The sequence below is a fragment of the Microcoleus sp. SVA1B4 genome (genome assembly GCF_036700545.1).
Taxonomy (GTDB): domain Bacteria; phylum Cyanobacteriota; class Cyanobacteriia; order Cyanobacteriales; family Microcoleaceae; genus Microcoleus.
This window is the reverse complement of sequence record NZ_JAUBPB010000096.1, coordinates 1-20,217: the sequence shown is the minus strand read 5'-3', so window position 1 is coordinate 20,217 and position 20,217 is coordinate 1. Positions and strand designations below refer to the sequence as shown.

The window sequence follows — 20,217 nt, the reverse complement described above, 5'->3', positions numbered from 1 at the left end:
CCCGCCCGTCCAAAAAGGACGGGCGGGACGCCCATCCCACTTTCAAGAGTGGAAGTTATTTAATTCTCATTCCTAAATAAAAATTCATCCCTCTCACTGTATTGATTGCTATATTTTACGCCATAAACTCAGGAGAGCTTTTTCTTCTCCCTCCTGCCTCAAAACTCCAATTCCTAGCTTGGCTGCTTTCATTTAGATTCTCCCTACATATCTTCGGGATCTGGTGCGATCGGGCGCAGTTTTTTTAAAGTCGCATAAATTTTCAGTAAATACCGATCTACACACTCGCCAAACGCAAAGTTAAAATATACCCAATAAAAAATAGCTCCTCCTAGCTGTTTTTTGGGCCAGCTAAATATCAGGGAGTGCATCTACGTGTCAATAAATAAAACGCTCAAAGGCAGAGCCACTACACCTGCCCCAGGTTTTACCATGATTGAGCTATTGATAATTATTTTAATCATAGGAATATTTTGTGCGATCGTCGCCCCCTCTTGGCTAATGTTTATTAACAACCACCGTTTAAAGGTATCAGTCGATCGAGCTTATTGGGCAATGGAACTTGCCCGCAGCAACGCCAAACGCGACAAAACCTCATGGCAAGCCAGCTTCAAACAAGTAGGAGAAAACGTACAAATAGCCGTTCACCCAGCCGACATTCCCCCAGCCCAAATACCAGACAGTCAATGGAAAAACCTAGAACTGCAAATTCAAATACATACAAATGACACAACATTGCGCCAAGTCAATGAGAATACAAATCAAGTAACAAAAGATGGAACAGTCTGGCGAGCCATGTTCAATTACCGAGGTTGCCCCGTTTATAACAAGACTGACGAATGCGGTTTAACAAGCATTCTAGCAAAAGGAAACCTAACACTATCTCATCCTAATCTCAAAAATGGCGATCGATGCGTCATTATCTCCACTCTCTTAGGACATCAGCGCACCTCCAAAAGACAAAGCAAACCCAATCCAGACAATGACAAAAATCGATACTGTTACTGAATTCAGATTACCGACCGTCAGGACACGGCAGTGCCGTTTCCCTACAAATCTGGCGATGGTTACATCCTCAAAGGGCGAGCGATTATTTTGGGGTAGGGAAACGGCATTGCCGTTTCCTCAATAGCCTTGTTGTCGATCGTTATCTGCGATGTCAATTCCTGACCCAGCATACAATATAATCAACTACTTCTTACTCGGCGCAATTTTCTCAATAGAAATCAGCGCCTCCATCACCGACTCCACAATCGGCGCCGCCACCGTACCCCCCGAAGAACCCTCCTTCGGCTCATCAATCACCGCCAAAACCACATACCGAGGAGCCTCCACAGGCATGATCCCCACAAAGCTAGTAATAATCGCCTTGTCAGAATAACCCCCACCAGCATTAGCTTTTTGAGCCGTGCCCGTTTTTCCAGCAATCCGATACCCAGGAATTTGTGCAGCTTTCCCCGTACCGCCATCAACCACAGTTTCCATCATTTCTAACACCTGCTTAGTAGTTTCCGGCGAAAAAACCTGCTTTGGAACCGGCCTCGGAAGCTTCCAATAAGCTTCACCTTCCCTATCAAAAAGTCCCCGCACAACGTGAGGAGTCACCAACTTGCCACCATTAGCCAAAGCGCCGTTAAGCTGCACCAACTGCATCGGAGTAATCGAAAAACCTTGCCCAAAAGCCGTAGTAGCAACTTCCACAGGAGAGTTAATAAATTGCTCTCGATTTTTAAGTTGACTGCTTACTTCAAAAGGCAAATCAGTTCCCGCAGTTTGTCCGAGTCCAAGTTTTTCTAAAGCTTGATAGTAAAGAGAAGGTTTCATGGTTCTCATCATGTGCACCATCCCCACATTACTAGAATGTTTCAAAATCTCAGTAACAGTCGAAGGGCCGCGCGCGCCTGCTCTTTGGTAATCGGAATTTTGGATAGTCCAAGGATTCATGTAAATCCGACCTTCATCGTTAAACACGGTATTAGGTTTCACCGCACCCGCTTCCAGAGCGATCGCCACATTAATCGCTTTAAAAGTCGAACCAGGCTCATAAACATCAGTTACAGCCCAATTTTTATAGCGCGACAAATCGAAATTAAAATATTGATTCGGGTCATAAGAAGGTTCCGCCACAACTGACAGCAATTCCCCGTTACTGGCATCCATCACAATCACTGTGCCCCGCTTCGCATCGTGTTGCTTCATTTTTTCCTTGAGGGCACTGCGGGCCGCCCGCTGCAAGCGACTGTCGATCGTCAATTGCAATTTCAAGTCATCAAGCTGCACAAATCCCGCCGTCAGCCGATCGGGAACCCAATTCCCATTGCTCGACCTGCTAAACTGAATCGACGGCATCGATCGTTCCAACAAATTCTGCTGGCTGTATTCCACCCCAGCTTGTCCCTTCCGTTCCCCATCCACATAACCGAGGATATCCGCCGCCAACTCCTGCTGTGGGTAAAAACGCTGCTGCTGACGCAGCAACTCCAAGCCATCCACCAGACTCTCTTTAATTTGCATCCCAGCGACGCGATCGGCAACCTCTTGAGGCAGAGAGTCCGCAATTGTAATACCGCTTTCAGCAAGATTAAACCTGCGTATCAATTCAGTTTCCGACGTAGTGCCCGGAGTCAGTTCGATCGCCAGCATCGGAGCCAACTTAGCAGCAATTTCCGCCTTCGAGTGGTTAAATAACTTCGGGTGAGCGTAGAGCGTGTACACCTGTCTGTCGATCGCCAAAACATTTCCTGCGCGGTCAATTATCGGGCGTCTCGGTACAAACGGCTTCGTTTTGAGAGTTTGCTGCTGAAGAGCTTGTTTACGCAGCGCCGGAGCTCGCGTCACCTGCAAATAAAACAAATTCACAGCCAGCCCCAGCCCCCCCAGCATCAACACCGCCCACACCGCCCACAAACGGAACTTGCTGCGCTTTAAACGCTCCACCGGTCGCCCCCAAGATGCAGCCGTCTGTTGTGGCGATCTGCCGAAACTGCCGGAATCTCTAGGTTTTGCTGATTTTTTCCACCCAGTACGCGCGGCGAAGCTATCCCGTAGGGAATCGCCCGCCTGTTTTGTGCGTTTGAAATTCGGCGATCTGTAGCGGTCAAAACGGGGGTCGTAGCTCATGGCATTAAAAATTCAATAGCAAGTTAGAGCGTTTTAGAATTTAGAATTTATAACTTAAATCTTAAATCTTAAAAGATAAAATTCACGACTTGGAAATGATCAGTCCCTATCAGGGTTTGGAGCACACCTAAAGTTGCATTCTGTTTTTTGAAGTGGTCTTAATTATTTTTAATCTGTAACTTCCGGTGGGAAGCTGAAAATCGATCGCGACTTGCATTCCAAGTCAAAAAGGAAATTAGATCCTCAAATTCTCAGGCCCTCGGACACTCATGCCCGGAGGGCGCTCTCCGCTTTGACACAGGTTTAATAGCCCAGCGGTGTTTCCACACCGGCTCGATTCTGGAGAGCGGGCTCAGAATTTGGTGCCGCAACGGGCGATCGAGTTTCAGGGGCCGGCTGCAAGAAAATCGTGTCCCCAGGATTCTGTGGAACCAAACCGGTTTCGGAATTTTGGGCTTCTTTAGCAAGTTGGTGTTTCAAGACTTCACTAGAAGCACTCAATTGTTGTTCCCGGAGGCGCAGAGTTTCCAGTTTTTGATACTCCTGACTCCAGCGCTGCTCGCCGTAAACTGTCAAGCCGTAGAGACTCAGAGCACCGCCCAAAAGCATAACTGCTACCACTGAGGAGGCGCGCTGTGCCCGCAGGAGTGATCGCAACCACACTGGCTGCTGCTGGCGATTGGGCAAGACTTTCAGCACCGATGCGGACTGCCGAACCTGAGCCTGTTCGTCGTTTGCTGGCGAGTAGTTGGGCAATACCGGCCCTGTCTTCGCCCGCCTAGCTTTGGCAATAGAAGTAACTTTGCTTTTGGCTGGGCCAGCAGCGGGCTTGCGGGTCGATCGGGAGCGGGGAGAATCCGGGGATCTGATAGCAGCGGTCATAAAGTTCACCAATACGTAAAGTGGGGTAGCTTCAGCTTGATTGAGGTTAAGAGTTTTTTGTCTCCCAGAGCGCCAGTAGTGGCTATCTGCGTTCGATCGGTTATCCTTACCAAGGATACCTCACAAGCCAACCAACCCATCCTACCACTGGTCTCTTTGACTTCAGGATTTGGCAAAAAAAAGAAATCTTTGCTGGTTAGCGATAATCTATGTGAAATTTATTAATAAATGCAGTATTGTAATCAACGAGCGAATCGTTGAGCTATTCGTGCCAGCATTGTTTCTCAAGTACACTATTCCCTTCCTTGCGATGGGTTTTCAATGTTAAGGAGTTTTTATGAACAAGGGATTAATTCGTTTGACTTTGGTAGTGGGCTTGGCAGTAGCCCTCGGCGCCTGCGGAGGAGATACCACCACCCCCAGCTCCCCTAGCCCCTCTCCGGGCGCTGGCACTACTAATCCTCCTGTTTCTTCTCCATCTCCAAAAACCACTCCAACTACTAGCCCTGCCCCTGCTCCTAAAAAGCCCTAACTAGGGCTATCCCGGAGTTGGTGCCCAACGAGCCTAGCCTGGGGGTGAAAAATGGTTCGCTCCTCGCATTTTTTCATCTCATAGGTCTAGGTCTCAAGTTGGGTGTTAGTGATTCTCTGCTGCTTTTACTAAAGTTCAGTACGTCCCGTTACCGCAGCAAAGTCCGCTGATTCGCTGCGTTACAAAAACATTCTTTTTCAAGTATAAAATTTGACAAGCGAATTTCAAAGGTGGTACCCGCCACGTGATTTATCCGTGGAATCAATCCCAAATCCAAAATCCTTGCATCCTCAAGCCCCCGGATTTATCCGTGGTGTCAATCTCAAATCTAAAATCTAAAATCTAAAATCGAATGACTCCCGGCCTGCACGTTTTGAAACTCAAGCCTGTGACAGGATGTTTGAGGACATTGCCAGTGCTGCTGCCTCAACTGAATATCAATCGGAGGAGCTCGCAGACTCGACGCAAATTTTGCACTGTCGATCGAGTCTCGCTTTCCTTCCCCGCCGCTGTTACCCGCAGACGAGACGAAAGCAAGCACAAACTTGGATGCTCGAAAACTCGCTCGATGACAGCATCGGCATTGCTACTCGATTTGTTGAATACGAGTATTGCCCCGGTGCGGGCAAGCACATCGAGCCGTCTGTTTTGAGCCCGTTTAGTGATTCAAGTGGTGCCGCACCAGTTCGGTATTAACCCTGCCTCGGCAAAACTCGCTCCCGTTGCGCCTGAGTGCTGCTTTAAACCTATTGCACCGTCGATCGTAGCATGGTGCTAGTTTGGTAGGCGATGCCTTGAGCATGGCAGATATTGCTTGCTGCTGTCGCCATACTGAGTCCTTTAGCTTTGATTCCTCAATACCGAGTTAAGCATCCTTCGCTGTTTGAGCGTATTGCCCAAATTCACGGGATTTGTGGGCCAACCCAGCCTCCGAGATGTGAAAGTCTACCGATCGGGCGATGCTCCCTGCCTGAAAATTCCAGGTAAACTATTAACTGCTCCCCAACACTTACAGGGTTGACCCTCCGGGAGTCGCCAATCGACAAGAGTTTAAAAAAACTCTCTATCACATATAAAAAAATAAGTCAAGGATATTTGGGGAAAAATATAAATTTTTCAATTTGTTTGAACTACCAGCCGGGAAGTCCCTCGGTATATTTAGAGGGGACACATCTGAGCGCTGCGCGAAGTACCCCGTTGGGAATTACGCCCGCGTGATGGAAAGAAGCGTCGGGTGGAGGGACGGAAACCGACAATTAGACTTAGCCACTATGAATTAATCTTCGGAAGTATCTTGATTTTCGATGTACTTCCTAAGTGTTGAAATGGTAATCTTTGGTGTGGCATTTTGGACATACACAAACTATACTATGCAAAGGTCGAAAAAAGAAAGTTAAAAAATGCAACTCACTTACAAATACCGCCTCAAACCCACAAAAGCCCAACTAACAACGATGGTGGCTCACCTAGAGCTCTGTCGTCGGCAGTACAACTACCGACTTGGCGATAGATTTAGGTGGTGGTCAGCCACGAGAACACCCGTCAACGCCTGTCCCTTGATTGTTTCGATAGTCCCGATTGAGGAAATTTATCAAAATATTCCTTTGACGAGAGTGCAAACTAGGGATGGTAGAAAAAAGGATGAGTCAGGCAATCCTTTGACCAGGAAAGGTGACGTTTTCTCGAACATTGAAGGCGGATATGTACAGTGGCAAACCATACAACTGGCTGACCTGAAAAACACAAAAAAGTTATTCCCTGATTATAAAGTGTTAGATTCGCAGGTCTTGCAAGATGTCGTCAACAGGGTGGAAACTTCCTTTTCAAATTTCACCACGCCGGACACAAATGGCAATCGTAGAGGCAAGCCCAGATTCAAAGGGCTTCATTACTACAAATCTTTCACTTATCCTCAACTAGACAATCTTGATATTGTCAAGGACGAGCAAAATAGGATTTGTATTGACCTCGCAAAAATAGGTCAAGTACCTATGGTTTTCCACCGTCCAATACCAACAAGGTTCACAGTTAAGACGGGAACAGTTATCAGAGAAGCTGATGGGTGGTATATCTCCCTGACGCTAGAAGATAAAACAGTTCCCGTAACGGTTGCAGAAATTCAACCGACGGTCGAAAATACTGTTGGCATCGATCTGGGAATCACTAATTACGTCTATCTTTCCAATGGCGAGAGAGTTGAGAATCCTAGGTTTTTGAGGAAGTCGGCCCAGAAATTGGCAAAACTTCAAGCGAAGTTAGCTAATAGAGTCAAGGGTTCTAAGCCTGGGAAGATTATCAAGGACAAGATTTCCAAACTCCATCAGTTTGTAGCTAGATCCCGATTAGATTTTCAGTTTAAAACTGCACATGAGCTATTCGGTAAATGTGAGGTTTTAGTTGTTGAAGACTTGAGTGTCAAAAATTTAACTAGACTTGCCCAGCCCAAGACAGATGTTGAAAATGGTAATTTGGTTTATTTGCCGAACGGTCAGTCAGCTAAAAGTGGCTTGAATAAATCCATGCTTGATGCTGCTCATGGGCAATTCGCCAGCGTCCTAAAATATGTCGCCTGGAAATTGGGTAAAAGCATTTTGTTTGTCTCTCCAAGAGGAACTTCTCAACATTGCTGGAATTGCCTCAACAAAGTACCGAAAGAATTGTCGGAGCGCTGGCATTCTTGTCAATGCGGAGAATCTTTGGATCGAGATAAAAACTCAGCTAAGCTTATAAAGAGAATTGGTCTAAGTTACGAAAGTGGCGGGGGAACTCCGTCACTCAAAAAAGCCTTTGAAAAAAAGGAAAAAGAAGCCTGCGGTCTAACTGTACTCAGTTGACCGTCAGGTTCGTTCACTATTTCTATACTTAGATGTTAGCAGTAAAACCCCAGCTCGGCCGTCGGCAAGGCAACAGCCTGCTGTGTGTGCAAGGACGCGCGCTGGATCTGCAGCAGTCAAGATCGTGCTAATCAGTGGTAGGATCAGCGATTAAAAATGTATCGAAATGTAAAGTGCAGCGTCGCTCTAGGTTTTGAAAGCCATTTAGTTAAAAGATTGAGGTAAGTAGTTTTATGCCCGCGACCGTCCCCTTTGAACAGATTGACCGCATTGTTTGGAATCAGCACCACGATCCATTTGAAGTGCTAGGCCCTCATGCGATCGAAGAAAATGGCAAAAAAGTCTGGGTCGTCCGAGCTTATCTGCCGAATGCGGATGCGGTATCCGTAGTTTTGCCGGAGGCCAGGGCCGAATACCCGATGAAATCAGAGCATCACCCTCACTTTTTTGAATGTACGATCGACACCCCAGAACTAGCAAACTATCAATTGCGGGTCAAAGAAGGGGAACACGAGCGCTTCATCTACGATCCCTACGCCTTTCGATCGCCCAAACTCACAGAATTCGACCAGCACCTATTCTCAGAAGGCAATCACCACCGCATTTATGAAAAACTCGGGGCGCACCTCACCGAAGTAGGCGGCATCACAGGAGTATATTTTGCCGTTTGGGCTCCGAATGCCCGCAACGTCTCTGTTTTAGGAGATTTCAACTATTGGGACGGCCGCAAACATCAAATGCGGAAATCGCAAAACGGCATCTGGGAATTATTTATTCCGGGACTATCTGTAGGAACTTCCTACAAATACGAAGTGAAAAACCAAGACGGACATCCCTACGAAAAGTCCGATCCTTACGGTTTCCAGCAAGAAGTGCGGCCGAAAACAGCATCAATTGTCACCGACTTAGACACCTACACTTGGCACGACAGCGCTTGGATCGAAAAGCGGCGGCACACAGACCCACTGACGCAGCCGATTTCGGTTTACGAATGCCACATCGGTTCTTGGCTGCACGCCGCTACTGACGAACCCGCCCTGCTACCAAATGGGGAAGTAGAACCCCCCGTGCAGGTTTCGGAACTCAATCCCGGGGCGCGCTTTCTGACTTACCGGGAATTAGCCGATCGGCTGATACCCTACGTCAAAGATTTGGGATTCACTCACATCGAAATGCTGCCCATCGCCGAACATCCTTTCGACGGTTCTTGGGGCTATCAAGTCACCGGCTATTTCGCCCCAACTTCCCGCTACGGCACACCTGAAGATTTCATGTATTTTGTTGACCAGTGCCACGCCAACGGCATTGGCGTACTGGTGGACTGGGTACCGGGACATTTCCCCAAAGACGGCCACGGCTTGGCTTTCTTTGATGGAACTCACTTGTACGAACACGCCGACTCCCGCAAGGGCGAACACAAAGAGTGGGGAACCCTAGTATTTAACTACGGCCGCAACGAAGTGCGGAATTTCCTAGTATCAAACGCTCTGTTCTGGTTTGACAAGTACCACATCGACGGGATTCGCGTAGATGCCGTAGCCTCGATGCTTTATTTGGATTACTGCCGCGAACCGGGAGAATGGCTGACCAACCAGTACGGGGGCCGGGAAAATATCGAGGCTGCAGATTTTCTGCGTCAGGCGAATCACGTCATTTTTAGCTATTTCCCAGGTGCGCTGTCGATCGCCGAAGAATCTACCTCTTGGCCGATGGTATCTTGGCCGACCTATGTAGGCGGTTTGGGTTTCAACCTGAAGTGGAACATGGGTTGGATGCACGATATGCTCGACTATTACCACATGGACCCGTGGTTCCGCCAGTTCCACCAGAACAACATAACTTTCAGTATGTGGTACAACCACAGCGAGAATTTCATGCTGGCTTTGTCCCACGATGAAGTAGTGCACGGCAAAGCCCACATCATCGGGAAAATGCCAGGAGACGAATGGCAAAAGTTTGCAAACGTGCGGTGTTTGTTTACTTTTATGTTTACTCATCCCGGAAAGAAAACGATTTTTATGGGGATGGAGTTCGGCCAGTGGCACGAGTGGAACGTTTGGGGGGATTTGCAGTGGCAGTTGCTGCAATTCGAGCCTCATCAAAAGTTGAAGCTGTTTTTTAAAGATTTGAACAATTTGTACCGCAGCGAAACGGCACTTTACAGTCAAGATTTTGCTGAGGATGGGTTTGAGTGGATTGATTGCAGCGACAATCGACACAGTGTCGTGGCATTTGTGCGCCGAGAGAAGGATGGCGACGAGTTTGTGGTGACGGTGTGCAATTTTACGCCCCAGCCCCACTCTCACTATCGCGTAGGAGTGCCGGAACCTGGTTTCTATACGGAGTTGTTTAACAGCGACGCGCGGGAATACGGCGGTAGCAATATGGGGAATTTGGGGGGCAAGTGGACTGAGGAGTGGTGGTTCCACAACAGTGCTTATTCGATCGACTTGTGTTTGCCACCTTTGGGGGTGTTGATCTTAAAGCTCGATCGGGCAAAAACAACAGCAAAATCTCAACAGTTTTAAGTTGTGAGTCATGAGAGTTTTGAGTTAAACATCAAAACTTTATTAAACCTAAAACTTTGAGGGTATTTAGAAACCCGGTTTCTTAGACAAACCGGGTTTTTTCTGTTTTTTTGTTGCGAAAAAAGGAAGTTCTGCAACGGATTCGCTTTCTTCTGATTTAAGGAGTTTAATATTAATTCCGGTTGCATCGGAATGATTTAACCGCAGAGTACGCAGAGATCACAGAGGAAGAGAAGAGAGAGATGAATAATTTCGATGCACAGGGAAAGGATATAATAACTCTTCTAAATACTTAGGCTACCCATCGAGTCCGATCGGCGGGGAACCGCGAGGGTATAAGTTCCAAATACTACCGCTAGGCGAGCGTACCTCTTACCAAGTTTTAATTTCGAGTATCGGAAGCGCCAAGATTATAAGAAACTTTTGACTGCTCAACTGTTACTACTTCTGAAAGAGATTGTTCTGTCGCTACCTCTAAAGCTGGCAGTGGTAGATGCTTCATTTCCCAAACTTTCAGCAAAATTAGATATTCATAAAAAGCTTGCAGCGTGCACCAAGCCAATCCCGCTTGGCCGTCAAGAAATCCGCCGAGTAAAATATACATATAGAAAAAGCGCACCACAGGCCGCAAAGGCAAGCGCAAAGAAAAATCTTTCAAAGCGCGGCGCCTTTCCACCTCCGACGCGCCAAACAATAAACCCCACCAATTTACTTGACCCGCTTCTAATTGGCGGAGAGTTTCAGCCGCCTCGTCAGTCGAGTAGCGGTTGTGCTTTTCAATCCAGCGGGAAAGACCTTTGCTGCAAGTATAGTGAGGGTAAGTTTCCTTCAAAAAGTGAGTAGGCCCGTTGCAGACTTCCCGTTCAGTGTGACCGTAGTCCGTAAACCACACTCGGTCTTTGCGAAAGAGACGCATTTGATAACGGGGATATTGAGTGCTGCGGCGAATCCAGCGCTCCATAAATATTACTTTTTCAGCTACGTAATAGCCGATATATTCTTGAGTTTCGATCGCCTTTAAGCATTCAGCAAACAGTGCAGGCGTCATCCGCTCGTCAGCTTCGAGGATGTAAACCCATTCGTACTTGCACGGGACTTCTTGGAGCATCCAAGTCCGCTGGCGTCCGTGAGTTTCAAAGCGGTGCTGCACTGTTTGCACGGCATAGTTCTGAACAATCTCAAGGGTGCGATCGGTGCTGAAAGAATCAACTACAATGATATCGTCACAAAGCAGTGCCGATTCAATGCAAGCGGCGATATCAATCTCTTCGTTGTAAGTCAGAATATAAATTGAGAACATTCCCAGCTTTCAGTAAGGGCAAACTATTGGGTAAACAAACTATTTCTCAGGGATGTCTCGACCAGCGCGATCCCTGCCAGCGCTGGTCAATTTTTCCGGCGGCCGAACCGCAGAATTCCCATACTTCTCAATCCCGTCCAACCAACAGTAATGTAGCCGATCGCTAACAACAAACTGTTGATTCCCGTCTGCAAACTCGAATTTCTCGATCGAGTTCTTAACTCTTTCTCTTTTTGTTGCTTGCGGGTGCGAATCTCGTTGCGAGCTTGAGTGGGAAGTGATTGAGCTTGCTGTTCCAGGAACTTGTCGAGGGCTTTCGGGTCATTTTTCGACTGCTCAAGCACAGCTTTCAATTCCTTGGGAACCTCTGGACTCTTGAGTGCTTCTTGCAGCTTCCCGTCGTCTTCCAGCAGCGCTCCTATCTGGCTGCGACGCTGGCTTTTGAGCTGTTCTACCTGAGCTTTAAATTGAGGGCTTTTAAGTTGTGCCTCAAGTTGACCTTCCGCTTGTCCGGCTTCTTGATCGACTTGAGCCAGAGCATCCTTGAGTTCCAAACGAGTATTGTTGAGGTGAACGGGAACCAGAGATAGGTAAACTAGACCTAACAAGCTGGAAATCAACAGCGCCCAGAATCGCAAGTCCAGCCAAACGTTGCGTCGCTCAATAGAGACTCCACTGCTGCTGTCCACCCAAAAGCCAGTCATCAGGAGGGCGATACCGATCAAAGGAATAATGCCCTTGTCAACTATCTGAGTTGCAGCAGTCAACTGCCAGCCTCGATTGAGAAGGTCTGAAGTTTCTCCCGGCAGCGACAGAACAATGCAGTCAAGCAAAGCAGACAGAATTAAGATAATCCCGACTACTTTGAGAGTTCGAGCAGCTACTGAAGAAAATTGACGGCTATTACTTGCTTTCATAATTCGTGTTAGATAATTCTACACCGTTAGATTCAAGGGGGTAGTTGAGTGGATTTTGTTGAACGAGTTTAGCTATTTTCCACCAAAATAGCTGCTTCGGATACCGAACTCGACTTTCCTCTGGGTTTTCACAGGCTGCGGTTGCGACCCAAAGGTCGAGTTTCTGCACAGCTATATACAGTTGGACACAGGAGGCTGTGCGCTTCTGGGTTGGCTGTAAAGCTTGGTCAAGATTGCGCCCAGACACTGCAGCAAGCAACTGCTGGCTTCTTCTATAGTCTGACGAATCCAGCGTAAAGATGAGCTCTGCACGCTTGGGTTCGGTGCTTTTAACTAGCTTTCGCTCGCGCGGCGGTGTCAGAAATTATAGACACAGGAGGAGCGCGTTTCGTTGGGTTTCACCCCCTAGGGCTCTCACTCCCCGATCGCCTGCCCGATGCGGTGGAACTCTCATCCCTTGTCTTATAGTAATTGATATAAGAGAGGGCGGGAATAAATAATTGTTTACCAACCTTTTTTACCTCCAATTACCAACAGCAGGATATGGCAGTTACCTATAAAATATTAGCTGTTTTTTACCTATAAATTATATTTTGAAAATCTGCTTGAGCCTCGGTAATCTTTAGTTATATTTTCTGGCTAAAAAGTTACCACTTGCTAATTAATGTTTGCTCAAAGGCAACTATTAATTAGTGGAAAAATTGAAGGATATATTTTTAAATAACGAAAGTGCAAGGAATCACATTTTTTGGTAGGATAATTTTGAGCGCTGTTCAAATTGGGTGGTAATGACTGCAATGATTTCTGATGTTTATACGTTGAAAGAACTTGAAAGATCGATCGCATCCGATCCGGACAAGTGGCGTCCGATCGTGTTTACTAACGGGTGCTTCGATATCCTGCACTGCGGTCACGTCCGCTATTTGCAGGCGGCAAAAAATTTGGGGCGATCGCTCGTGGTGGGCTTGAATAGTGACGCCAGCGTGCAAGCTATCAAACCGCAGCAGCCGGGATTGCCGCCCCGCCCGATCGTACCGGAAAATCAGCGAGCCGAAGTGTTAGCCGCTCTCAAACCAGTAGACGCCGTAGTAATTTTTTCCGAGATTACAGCAACTAAACTGATAAATATCCTGAAGCCTGATATATACGTTAAAGGAGGCGACTATCAAGTCGAAACTCTGCCGGAAGCACCGGCGGTTATCGCCGGAGGTGGCAAGATTTCCTTGATCGAAATAGAAGTTCCGAGTTCTACCAGTGCGATCGTCAAACGCATTTTACAATTAGGTACTTAACCCTCGATCGCAAACAGCAAACAGTGAGCTAAACTCAGAAGTTGCCCCATCAAAAAACGCTAAAGTACGCGCGTGCGAAGCTATCCCGTAGGGAATCGCTCGTATAACTTCATCCCAATTGCTAAGCAGGAGATAATTTTAATGGAACTCACAAGCAATAACACGATCGCGGAAATCCTACAAAGACACAAAGCAGAGTTACTAGCAGACTGGCTCAAAGAACTGCAAAATACCGGGCTGCGGCGGGACGACTTGATGAGAGCCAAAGAATTGCGCTCGGAGTGTCAAGAGTTTCTGCAATTGCTCCACATTGCAGTCGGGCACGGTAATTTTAGCGACATCCAGACACCCGAATGGGAAAATATGCGGGTGTTGCTAGCAGAAGTTTCGCGATCTCGTGTTCAGAGAGGCTTTACTCCCTCAGAGATAGCGAGTTTCATTTTATGCTTCAAAAAGCCATTGTTCGATCGGCTTTGTCATGAACTGACAGAAAACCGCGACGCACTTGTCGAACAACTTTGGCTTTCCACCAGTTTATTAGACCAGCTTGGCCTTTGGGTGACAGAAATTTTTCTCAAAGCTCGCGAAGAAGTCATCGAACGGCAGCAGCAAGAAATGCTCGAATTGTCAACACCCGTAGTCAAACTTTGGCAAGGCATTCTCGCTTTACCCATGATCGGGACTCTCGACAGTGCCCGCACTCAAATAGTCATGGAAACTCTGTTGCAGGAAATCATGGAAACCGGCTCAGAATTTGCGATTTTAGACATTACAGGCGTGCCGACTGTTGACACTTTAGTTGCTCAACATTTATTAAAAACTGTCGCCGCCGCCCGTTTAATGGGTACTGAGTGCATCATCAGCGGCATTCGCCCGCAAATAGCTCAAACCATAGTTCATTTGGGAGTTGACTTGCAGGATATTCTCACAAAAGCTACTTTAGCAGATGCTTTTAAAGTCGCTTTGCAGCGCCAAGGTTTAACTATAAAAAATATTAACGAGGACAGATAAATATATTGCATACTGAAAAAAAATCCAGTACAACTTAACAAGTAGGTGAATTTGTGGAACGGATACCGATACTTCAAATGGGAGAATTTTTGCTAGTAACAATTCAAGTAGATATGCACGATCGCTTAGCAATTACCTTGCAAGACGACCTGACAAACCGCATCGTCAAAACAGGTGTTAAAGGTGTGTTAATTGAAATTTCTTCCCTCGAAATAGTAGATTCTTTTATCGGTCGTATTATCAACAATATCGCTAGTATGTCGCGAATTTTAGATGCCGAAACAGTTGTTGTCGGGATGCAGCCAGCAGTTGCGATCACGCTCGTTGAGTTGGGGCTTTCCCTAACAGGAGTTCGCACAGCTTTAAGCGTTGAAAAAGGCATGATTTTGTTGCGAAAATCCTTGGGTTTTTCTCCTGGCGAGAATGCGTAAGCAGTCGATTAATTGTCCCATGACTGAGGCACAGGCAGTAAAGAAACCTAGTTTGTTTGTAGATAGCTTGTTGACAAACTGAAGATTTCTGAGGACAGGGCTTACGCACTCAAGGGGGTTAAATCAAGGGTTTGAGACTTGTGTTGAGCGTAGCCGAAACATTGCTTCATTATGTTCTCTATTGAGAGAAAATCGTAGTAAGTGCGTAAGTCCTATTAGGAGAAACTAAGTTGACGAGCGTAAGTCCTATATTTTGTGGAGAAGTTCTATTTTGGTACAGTAGCCGCCATGTCAAAACGTGAGACACTAGAAATCCGATCGTCATCCGATATAGTCCACGTCCGACAGCAAGTGCGAACTTGGGCTGTAGCAATGGGGTTCGGTTTATTAGACCAAACGAAAATCGTTACCGCAGCCAGCGAACTCGCCCGCAATACTGTAGAGTACGGCAAAGGGGGAACTGTAACTCTCGAAACGCTCCAATTAGGCAACCGCAAAGGGCTGAAGCTGATATTTGAAGACAAGGGGCCGGGAATTCCAGACATCGAATTGGCAATGACTGACGGTTATACTTCTAATCACGGTTTGGGTTTGGGGCTCAGTGGTTCCAAGCGGTTGATGCACGAATTTGAGATTGTTTCCAAAGCGGGTAAGGGGACTAAAATTGCGATCGTCCGCTGGCGGTAAGGAGTAAGGAGAGTGGGAGATTGGGAGAGAGTGGGGTCGCGCGCGCTACAAATGACTAATGAGAAACCCGGTTTCTATGAGTTTTGGGTTGGGTAACGAGAAATCTCAGTAGAAACCCGGTTTCTGAGGTCGATCGCGCGCTACAAATGACTAATGAGAAACCGGGTTTCTATGAGTTTTGGGTTGGGTAACGAGAAATCTCAGTAGAAACCCGGTTTCTGAGGTCGATCGCGCGATGGCTAACTAAACTAAGAACTAATGACTAATGACTAATGACTAATGACTAATGACTAATGACTTTTTAAATGCGCGCCAGCTTAAGATGAGAACTACAAAATAATGATAGATGCCGTAGCCCTGCCCGTAACAGAAGAAAGTCAAGTCGGAGAAGCGCGGCGAATCGCAGTCGCCCTGGCGGCCGAAGTCGAATTTAACGAGACCGATCGCGGTAAAGTGGCAATTGTTACCACGGAAGCAGCAAAAAACCTGGTCAAGCACGCCCGCGAAGGAGAACTTTTGCTGCGAACATTCAAAACAGCGGCAGGATATAGCATTGAAATAGTAGCGCTAGACCGGGGCAACGGAATGGCAAATGTCGCGCTGTGTATGCGGGACGGTTTTTCTACAGCGGGAAGCCCTGGAACTGGACTGGGGGCAATTAAACGCCTCTCTACTTTTTTTGATATTCATTCTGTACCCAAACTGGGGACAGCCTTATTAGCGCGGCTGGAACCGACCCAAAATAGCCGGGAAGCATCCCAAAACAGCAATTACTTGGAATTTGGGGTCATCCACTTGCCGAAAGTAGGAGAGCAAATTTGTGGCGATTCCTGGGCGGCGGAAAATCACCTTGACAAAAACCTGATTTTAGTTGCAGACGGGCTCGGCTACGGGGATTTGGCCCAGGAAGCCTCTCAGGAAGCAGTGCGCGTATTTCAAGAAAACGCCAAACTCGGCCCAAAAGCAATTTTAGAGAAGGCGCACGCTGCTTTAAAAAATACCAGAGGAGCGGCTGCGGCGATCGCCCAAATCGATCGTACCCAACAAACAGTTTGTTTTGCCGGAATTGGCAACATCAGCGGTGTAGTTGTCACAGATAACCAAAGCCGTAGCATGGTTTCCTACAACGGCACAGTTGGACATATGATGCGAAAAGTAGCAGAATTTGTCTATCCTTGGTCGCAGCAGTCCCTACTCATCATGCACTCCGACGGTTTGGCGGCGCAGTGGAATTTAAACCGCTACCCGGGCTTAGCCTCCAGACATCCTGCTTTAATCGCAGCCGTGCTCTACCGGGACTTCAAACGCACTCGCGATGACATGACAGTTATAGTAGCCAAGGTCAGGAACCCCATAGCTAAAGCTAGGGGATTGCAAACTGTTCGGCTCTAACGAGCCCAAGCAAGCAATCCCGAACCTGACCAGCCTAAGACTTAACCACAAGTCTACGTTTTCAAGGTCACGATACCGACAAATGCGTAGCTAGTTTGTTGCCACTATCGTTGATTGTTAAACATCTTTAGCGGGGTTAAGGAAGTGCAATTAACCTAACAAGCCTTGAAAACTTTGGCGAAGCTAACGTTACGAGAAATCAGAAGAGACGCAATAATGTCTAACCAAATCCTAGTTTTAGATACCCATCGCAAACCGCTAACACCCTGTACGCCAGGGATGGCACGGTCATTACTTAAAGCAAGAAAGGCTACTGTCTTTCGCCGATACCCGTTCACCATCATTATCACAAAGGAAGTTCAAGATACTCCACAATCTCTAACTTTAAAATTAGATCCTGGCAGCAAAGTAACGGGCATTGCTTTACTTAAAAATGACAAGCTGATTTGGGCAGCAGAGTTGACTCATAGAGGCTCAGCCATCAAAGATGCTTTATTGTCACGCCGTCAATTACGGAGAGCGCGACGTAACCGTAAAACCCGGTATCGTAAAGCCCGATTTCTAAATCGCACTCGTCATGAAGGTTGGTTAGCGCCCAGCTTGCAACATCGAGTAGATACGATATTGACCTGGGTTAACCGTATTTCTCGCTATGCTCCCGTAGGTTCACTGGTTCAGGAATTGGTCAGATTTGACTTACAATTGATGCAGAATCCTGAGATTAGTGGTGTCGAATATCAGCAGGGAGAACTACAGGGTTACGAGGTCAAAGAGTATTTGCTCAATAAGTTCAATCGTCAGTGCGTTTACTGTGGTGCAAAAGATACAAAGCTAGAGGTCGAGCATATCCACCCACGCTCTAAAGGTGGCTCTGATAGGGTTTCTAACCTGGCTGTGGCTTGCCATCCGTGCAATCAGCGGAAAGGTAATCAAGACATTAAAGATTTCCTCTCTGGTAAAGTTGACATTTTAAAGAGGGTATTGGCACAGAGTAAAGTACCCTTAAAAGATGCAGCAGTGGTTAACGCTACCCGATGGGCTTTATTCAATGCCTTGAGAACAACGGGTTTACCTGTCAGTACCGGATCTGGAGGCAAAACAAAGTTCAATCGGACTCGGTTAGGGCTTCCCAAAACCCATTGGCTTGATGCCGCCTGTGTTGGTGACACTCCGACATTAGAAGTTTTGACCTTGCAGCCGTTGTTGATTAAATCAGCAGGGCATGGGACTCGCCAAATGTGCGGTACTAATAAATTTGGTTTTCCAATTCGTCACCGTACAAGAGTCCAGATTCACAAAGGTTTTCAAACAGGCGAGCTCGTTAAAGCAACCGTTACCTCTGGAAAGAAAATCGGCTTTTACGTTGGGCGGGTTCTTTGTCGGGCAACTGGTAGTTTCGATATCGCTACGGTCACGGGAAGAGTTACGGGCATTAGTCACAAATACTGCACACCAATCCATAAAAAAGATGGTTACAACTATAGCTATTGATTTGGCTGTTGAGGGGGCATCGAACCCCCTCAACAACCACTCTTATCCCTCCCCATGTCTGAAGCCAGAGGTTTCTCGGAGGTTTTGGTGAAAAGCAGCGTGAGTTACCCAATCCTGACGACGGAAGTCCGCTTTGAACAAGACATCGTACAAGTACGCCAAAGAGCTCGCCAAATTGCTAAAGGGCTGGGATTTGATTCCCAAGTACAAACCCGCATCGCCACAGCAGTTTCCGAAATTGCCCGCAATGCTTTCAAATATGCAGGCGGTGGCAAAGTAGAATTCATTGTGGAAGGGGAATCGCCCCAAATTTTTCGGACTCGGATTTCCGACACGGGGCCGGGAATTGCTGATTTAGCGGCTGTGTTAAGCCCCAATTTTCGATCGCAAACCGGCGCGGGACTCGGTTTAGCAGCAGCGAAACGGTTGATGGACGAAGTGAAAATCGACTCTCGGCCCGATCGCGGAACGGCTGTACAATTAATTAAACAGTTTTCCAAAAATATGCCGGCGCTGAGTGCGATCGAACTAAATCAATTAGTTGACAAACTAGCGCGCCAAATTCCCGAAGATCCATACGCCGAAATTCAGCAGCAAAATCAAGAATTACTACGTACTTTAGACGAACTCCGCCAGCGTCAAGAAGAACTCGTACAATTAAATCAACAGCTAGAAGATACCAATCGCGGAGTCCTGGCACTTTACGCTGAATTGAACGACAAAGCCGAATCTCTCCGGCGGGCCAGCGAACTCAAAACCAGCTTTCTCTCCAATATGAGCCACGAGTTTCGCACTCCGCTAACGGCAATTATGAGCCTTTCGGAAATATTGTTAAATCGCCTCGACGGAGAACTTTCAGACGAACAGGACAAGCAAGTAAATTACATTTACAAATCCGCCGAGTCTCTCGCAGAACTTGTCAACGACTCGTTAGATTTAGCCAAAGTGGAAGCCGGAAAACTAACTGTTCGCTTGGCTGATTTTGAAGTCGAAGATTTGTTCAGCGCCCTGCGAGGAATGATGCGCCCCCTGCTTCCCCAAAACTCTGCCGTTTCTATAATTTTTGAAGATCCTCTCGAACTTCCAATCCTCACAACCGACGAGGGAAAAGTTTCTCAGATTTTGCGAAATCTGATTTCTAATGCCCTCAAATTTACCGCAGCAGGTGAAGTTAGAGTTGCTGCGGAAATAGGAGAGGAGGGAACAGTTACTTTTTCAGTAGCAGATACGGGCATAGGAATTCCTCCAGCCGACCAAAGGCGGATTTTTGAAGAATTTGTCCAACTCGAAAACCCCTTGCAGAATGGCGTCAAAGGCACGGGATTGGGATTGTCTCTGTGCAAAAAACTGGCGGAATTTCTGGGGGGAAGTATTGAAATCACAAGTTCACCCGGAGTGGGTTCGACTTTTTTTGTCACACTGCCAATTCTGTATCCTGGAGAGGAAGAAAACCCTTTGGAAATGTCCCCTGCTAAGGGAGATGAAATACCGCTGGCAAGCACAAATTCTAGTAGCTTGCGGGGTTCCGGGCGATCGCCAGCGCCGGATTCAGCAGCCAAAGTTTTGATTGAGGAGGATGAAGATAGTTTTTCGGTATTTGCTGAAAAACTTGCTGGCAGAAATTCATTGTACTGCGATATAGGTCGCCGACGGCGCTGAAGGTTGGGTTCGGCTGCTCTTTGAGCAACCGCAAGCAATTTTTATCGACATTATGATACTCACTGAAAGCATCCAGGATACAAGCCCCCGGATTCATCCGTGGAAAAATAAAAAACCTGTATCCGATGAAACTTGCCGAAC

Annotated in this window: 17 protein-coding genes; 12 read left to right on the top strand and 5 right to left on the bottom strand. The window is 47.1% G+C overall.

The annotated features are described in order from the left end of the window. Positions 1 to 432: 432 nt before the first annotated feature. Positions 433 to 1,008: a transcriptional regulator gene (locus QT987_RS27600; protein ID WP_333246475.1), complete on the top strand. Its 576-nt coding sequence runs from the start codon at positions 433 to 435 to the stop codon at positions 1,006 to 1,008. Positions 1,009 to 1,191: 183 nt separating this feature from the next. Here QT987_RS27600 and QT987_RS27595 read toward each other — a convergent pair whose 3' ends face one another. Further along, the gene (locus QT987_RS27595; protein WP_333246473.1) at positions 1,192 to 3,120 is read right to left on the bottom strand and encodes a penicillin-binding protein 2; all 1,929 of its coding nucleotides are present in this window, start codon (positions 3,118 to 3,120) and stop codon (positions 1,192 to 1,194) included. Positions 3,121 to 3,423: 303 nt separating this feature from the next. Beyond that, positions 3,424 to 4,002, bottom strand: coding sequence for a hypothetical protein (locus QT987_RS27590; RefSeq protein WP_333246470.1), 579 nt, complete (start codon positions 4,000 to 4,002; stop codon positions 3,424 to 3,426). A gap of 337 nt (positions 4,003 to 4,339) precedes the next feature. On the opposite strand from QT987_RS27590, the gene QT987_RS27585 reads away from it, so the two are divergent. From QT987_RS27585 to glgB, 4 genes are all read left to right on the top strand, one after another. Continuing rightward, a complete protein-coding gene (locus QT987_RS27585) occupies positions 4,340 to 4,534 on the top strand; it encodes a serine protease (RefSeq protein ID WP_333246468.1) in 195 nt (64 codons plus the stop codon). Between the two features lie 396 nt (positions 4,535 to 4,930). After that, on the top strand, positions 4,931 to 5,230 hold the full coding sequence (locus QT987_RS27580; RefSeq protein WP_333246466.1) for a hypothetical protein: 300 nt from the start codon (positions 4,931 to 4,933) through the stop codon (positions 5,228 to 5,230). Between the two features lie 704 nt (positions 5,231 to 5,934). Then, on the top strand, positions 5,935 to 7,368 hold the full coding sequence (locus QT987_RS27575) for a transposase (protein WP_333246464.1): 1,434 nt from the start codon (positions 5,935 to 5,937) through the stop codon (positions 7,366 to 7,368). A 233-nt stretch (positions 7,369 to 7,601) separates the two neighbouring features. After that, entirely contained in the window at positions 7,602 to 9,896 is a 2,295-nt protein-coding gene (glgB, locus tag QT987_RS27570; RefSeq protein WP_333246461.1) for a 1,4-alpha-glucan branching enzyme, read from the top strand. Positions 9,897 to 10,278: 382 nt separating this feature from the next. Here the strand turns inward: glgB and QT987_RS27565 are convergent, their stop codons facing one another. The 3 genes from QT987_RS27565 to QT987_RS27555 form a co-directional block, all read right to left on the bottom strand. Further along, a complete protein-coding gene (locus QT987_RS27565) occupies positions 10,279 to 11,196 on the bottom strand; it encodes a glycosyltransferase family 2 protein (protein WP_333211713.1) in 918 nt (305 codons plus the stop codon). 86 nt (positions 11,197 to 11,282) lie between these two features. Continuing rightward, positions 11,283 to 12,113 carry a hormogonium polysaccharide biosynthesis protein HpsJ gene (hpsJ-B, locus tag QT987_RS27560; RefSeq protein ID WP_333211711.1) on the bottom strand — a complete coding sequence of 277 codons (831 nt, stop codon included), beginning with the start codon at positions 12,111 to 12,113 and terminating at the stop codon, positions 11,283 to 11,285. Then, positions 12,100 to 12,372 (bottom strand): hypothetical protein, encoded by a 273-nt coding sequence (locus QT987_RS27555; RefSeq protein WP_333056898.1) that lies wholly within the window; start codon positions 12,370 to 12,372, stop codon positions 12,100 to 12,102. The genes hpsJ-B and QT987_RS27555 overlap by 14 nt, the downstream gene beginning before the upstream one ends. 538 nt (positions 12,373 to 12,910) lie before the next feature. On the opposite strand from QT987_RS27555, the gene rfaE2 reads away from it, so the two are divergent. From rfaE2 to QT987_RS27520, 7 genes are all read left to right on the top strand, one after another. After that, positions 12,911 to 13,405, top strand: a complete 495-nt coding sequence (rfaE2, locus tag QT987_RS27550) for a D-glycero-beta-D-manno-heptose 1-phosphate adenylyltransferase (RefSeq protein ID WP_445252214.1) — start codon at positions 12,911 to 12,913, stop codon at positions 13,403 to 13,405. Between the two features lie 141 nt (positions 13,406 to 13,546). After that, the gene (locus QT987_RS27545) at positions 13,547 to 14,416 is read left to right on the top strand and encodes an STAS domain-containing protein (protein ID WP_333246458.1); all 870 of its coding nucleotides are present in this window, start codon (positions 13,547 to 13,549) and stop codon (positions 14,414 to 14,416) included. Between the two features lie 53 nt (positions 14,417 to 14,469). Continuing rightward, complete coding sequence (locus QT987_RS27540) at positions 14,470 to 14,847, top strand: STAS domain-containing protein (protein WP_333246456.1); 378 nt, start codon at positions 14,470 to 14,472, stop codon at positions 14,845 to 14,847. Between the two features lie 288 nt (positions 14,848 to 15,135). Continuing rightward, positions 15,136 to 15,534 (top strand): anti-sigma regulatory factor, encoded by a 399-nt coding sequence (locus QT987_RS27535; protein ID WP_333246454.1) that lies wholly within the window; start codon positions 15,136 to 15,138, stop codon positions 15,532 to 15,534. Between the two features lie 339 nt (positions 15,535 to 15,873). After that, complete coding sequence (locus QT987_RS27530) at positions 15,874 to 16,926, top strand: ATP-binding SpoIIE family protein phosphatase (protein ID WP_333246453.1); 1,053 nt, start codon at positions 15,874 to 15,876, stop codon at positions 16,924 to 16,926. A gap of 216 nt (positions 16,927 to 17,142) precedes the next feature. Next, positions 17,143 to 18,417, top strand: coding sequence for an RNA-guided endonuclease IscB (gene iscB / locus QT987_RS27525; RefSeq protein WP_333246451.1), 1,275 nt, complete (start codon positions 17,143 to 17,145; stop codon positions 18,415 to 18,417). 99 nt (positions 18,418 to 18,516) lie between these two features. Beyond that, complete coding sequence (locus QT987_RS27520) at positions 18,517 to 20,076, top strand: ATP-binding protein (protein WP_333246449.1); 1,560 nt, start codon at positions 18,517 to 18,519, stop codon at positions 20,074 to 20,076. Positions 20,077 to 20,217 lie beyond the last annotated feature (141 nt).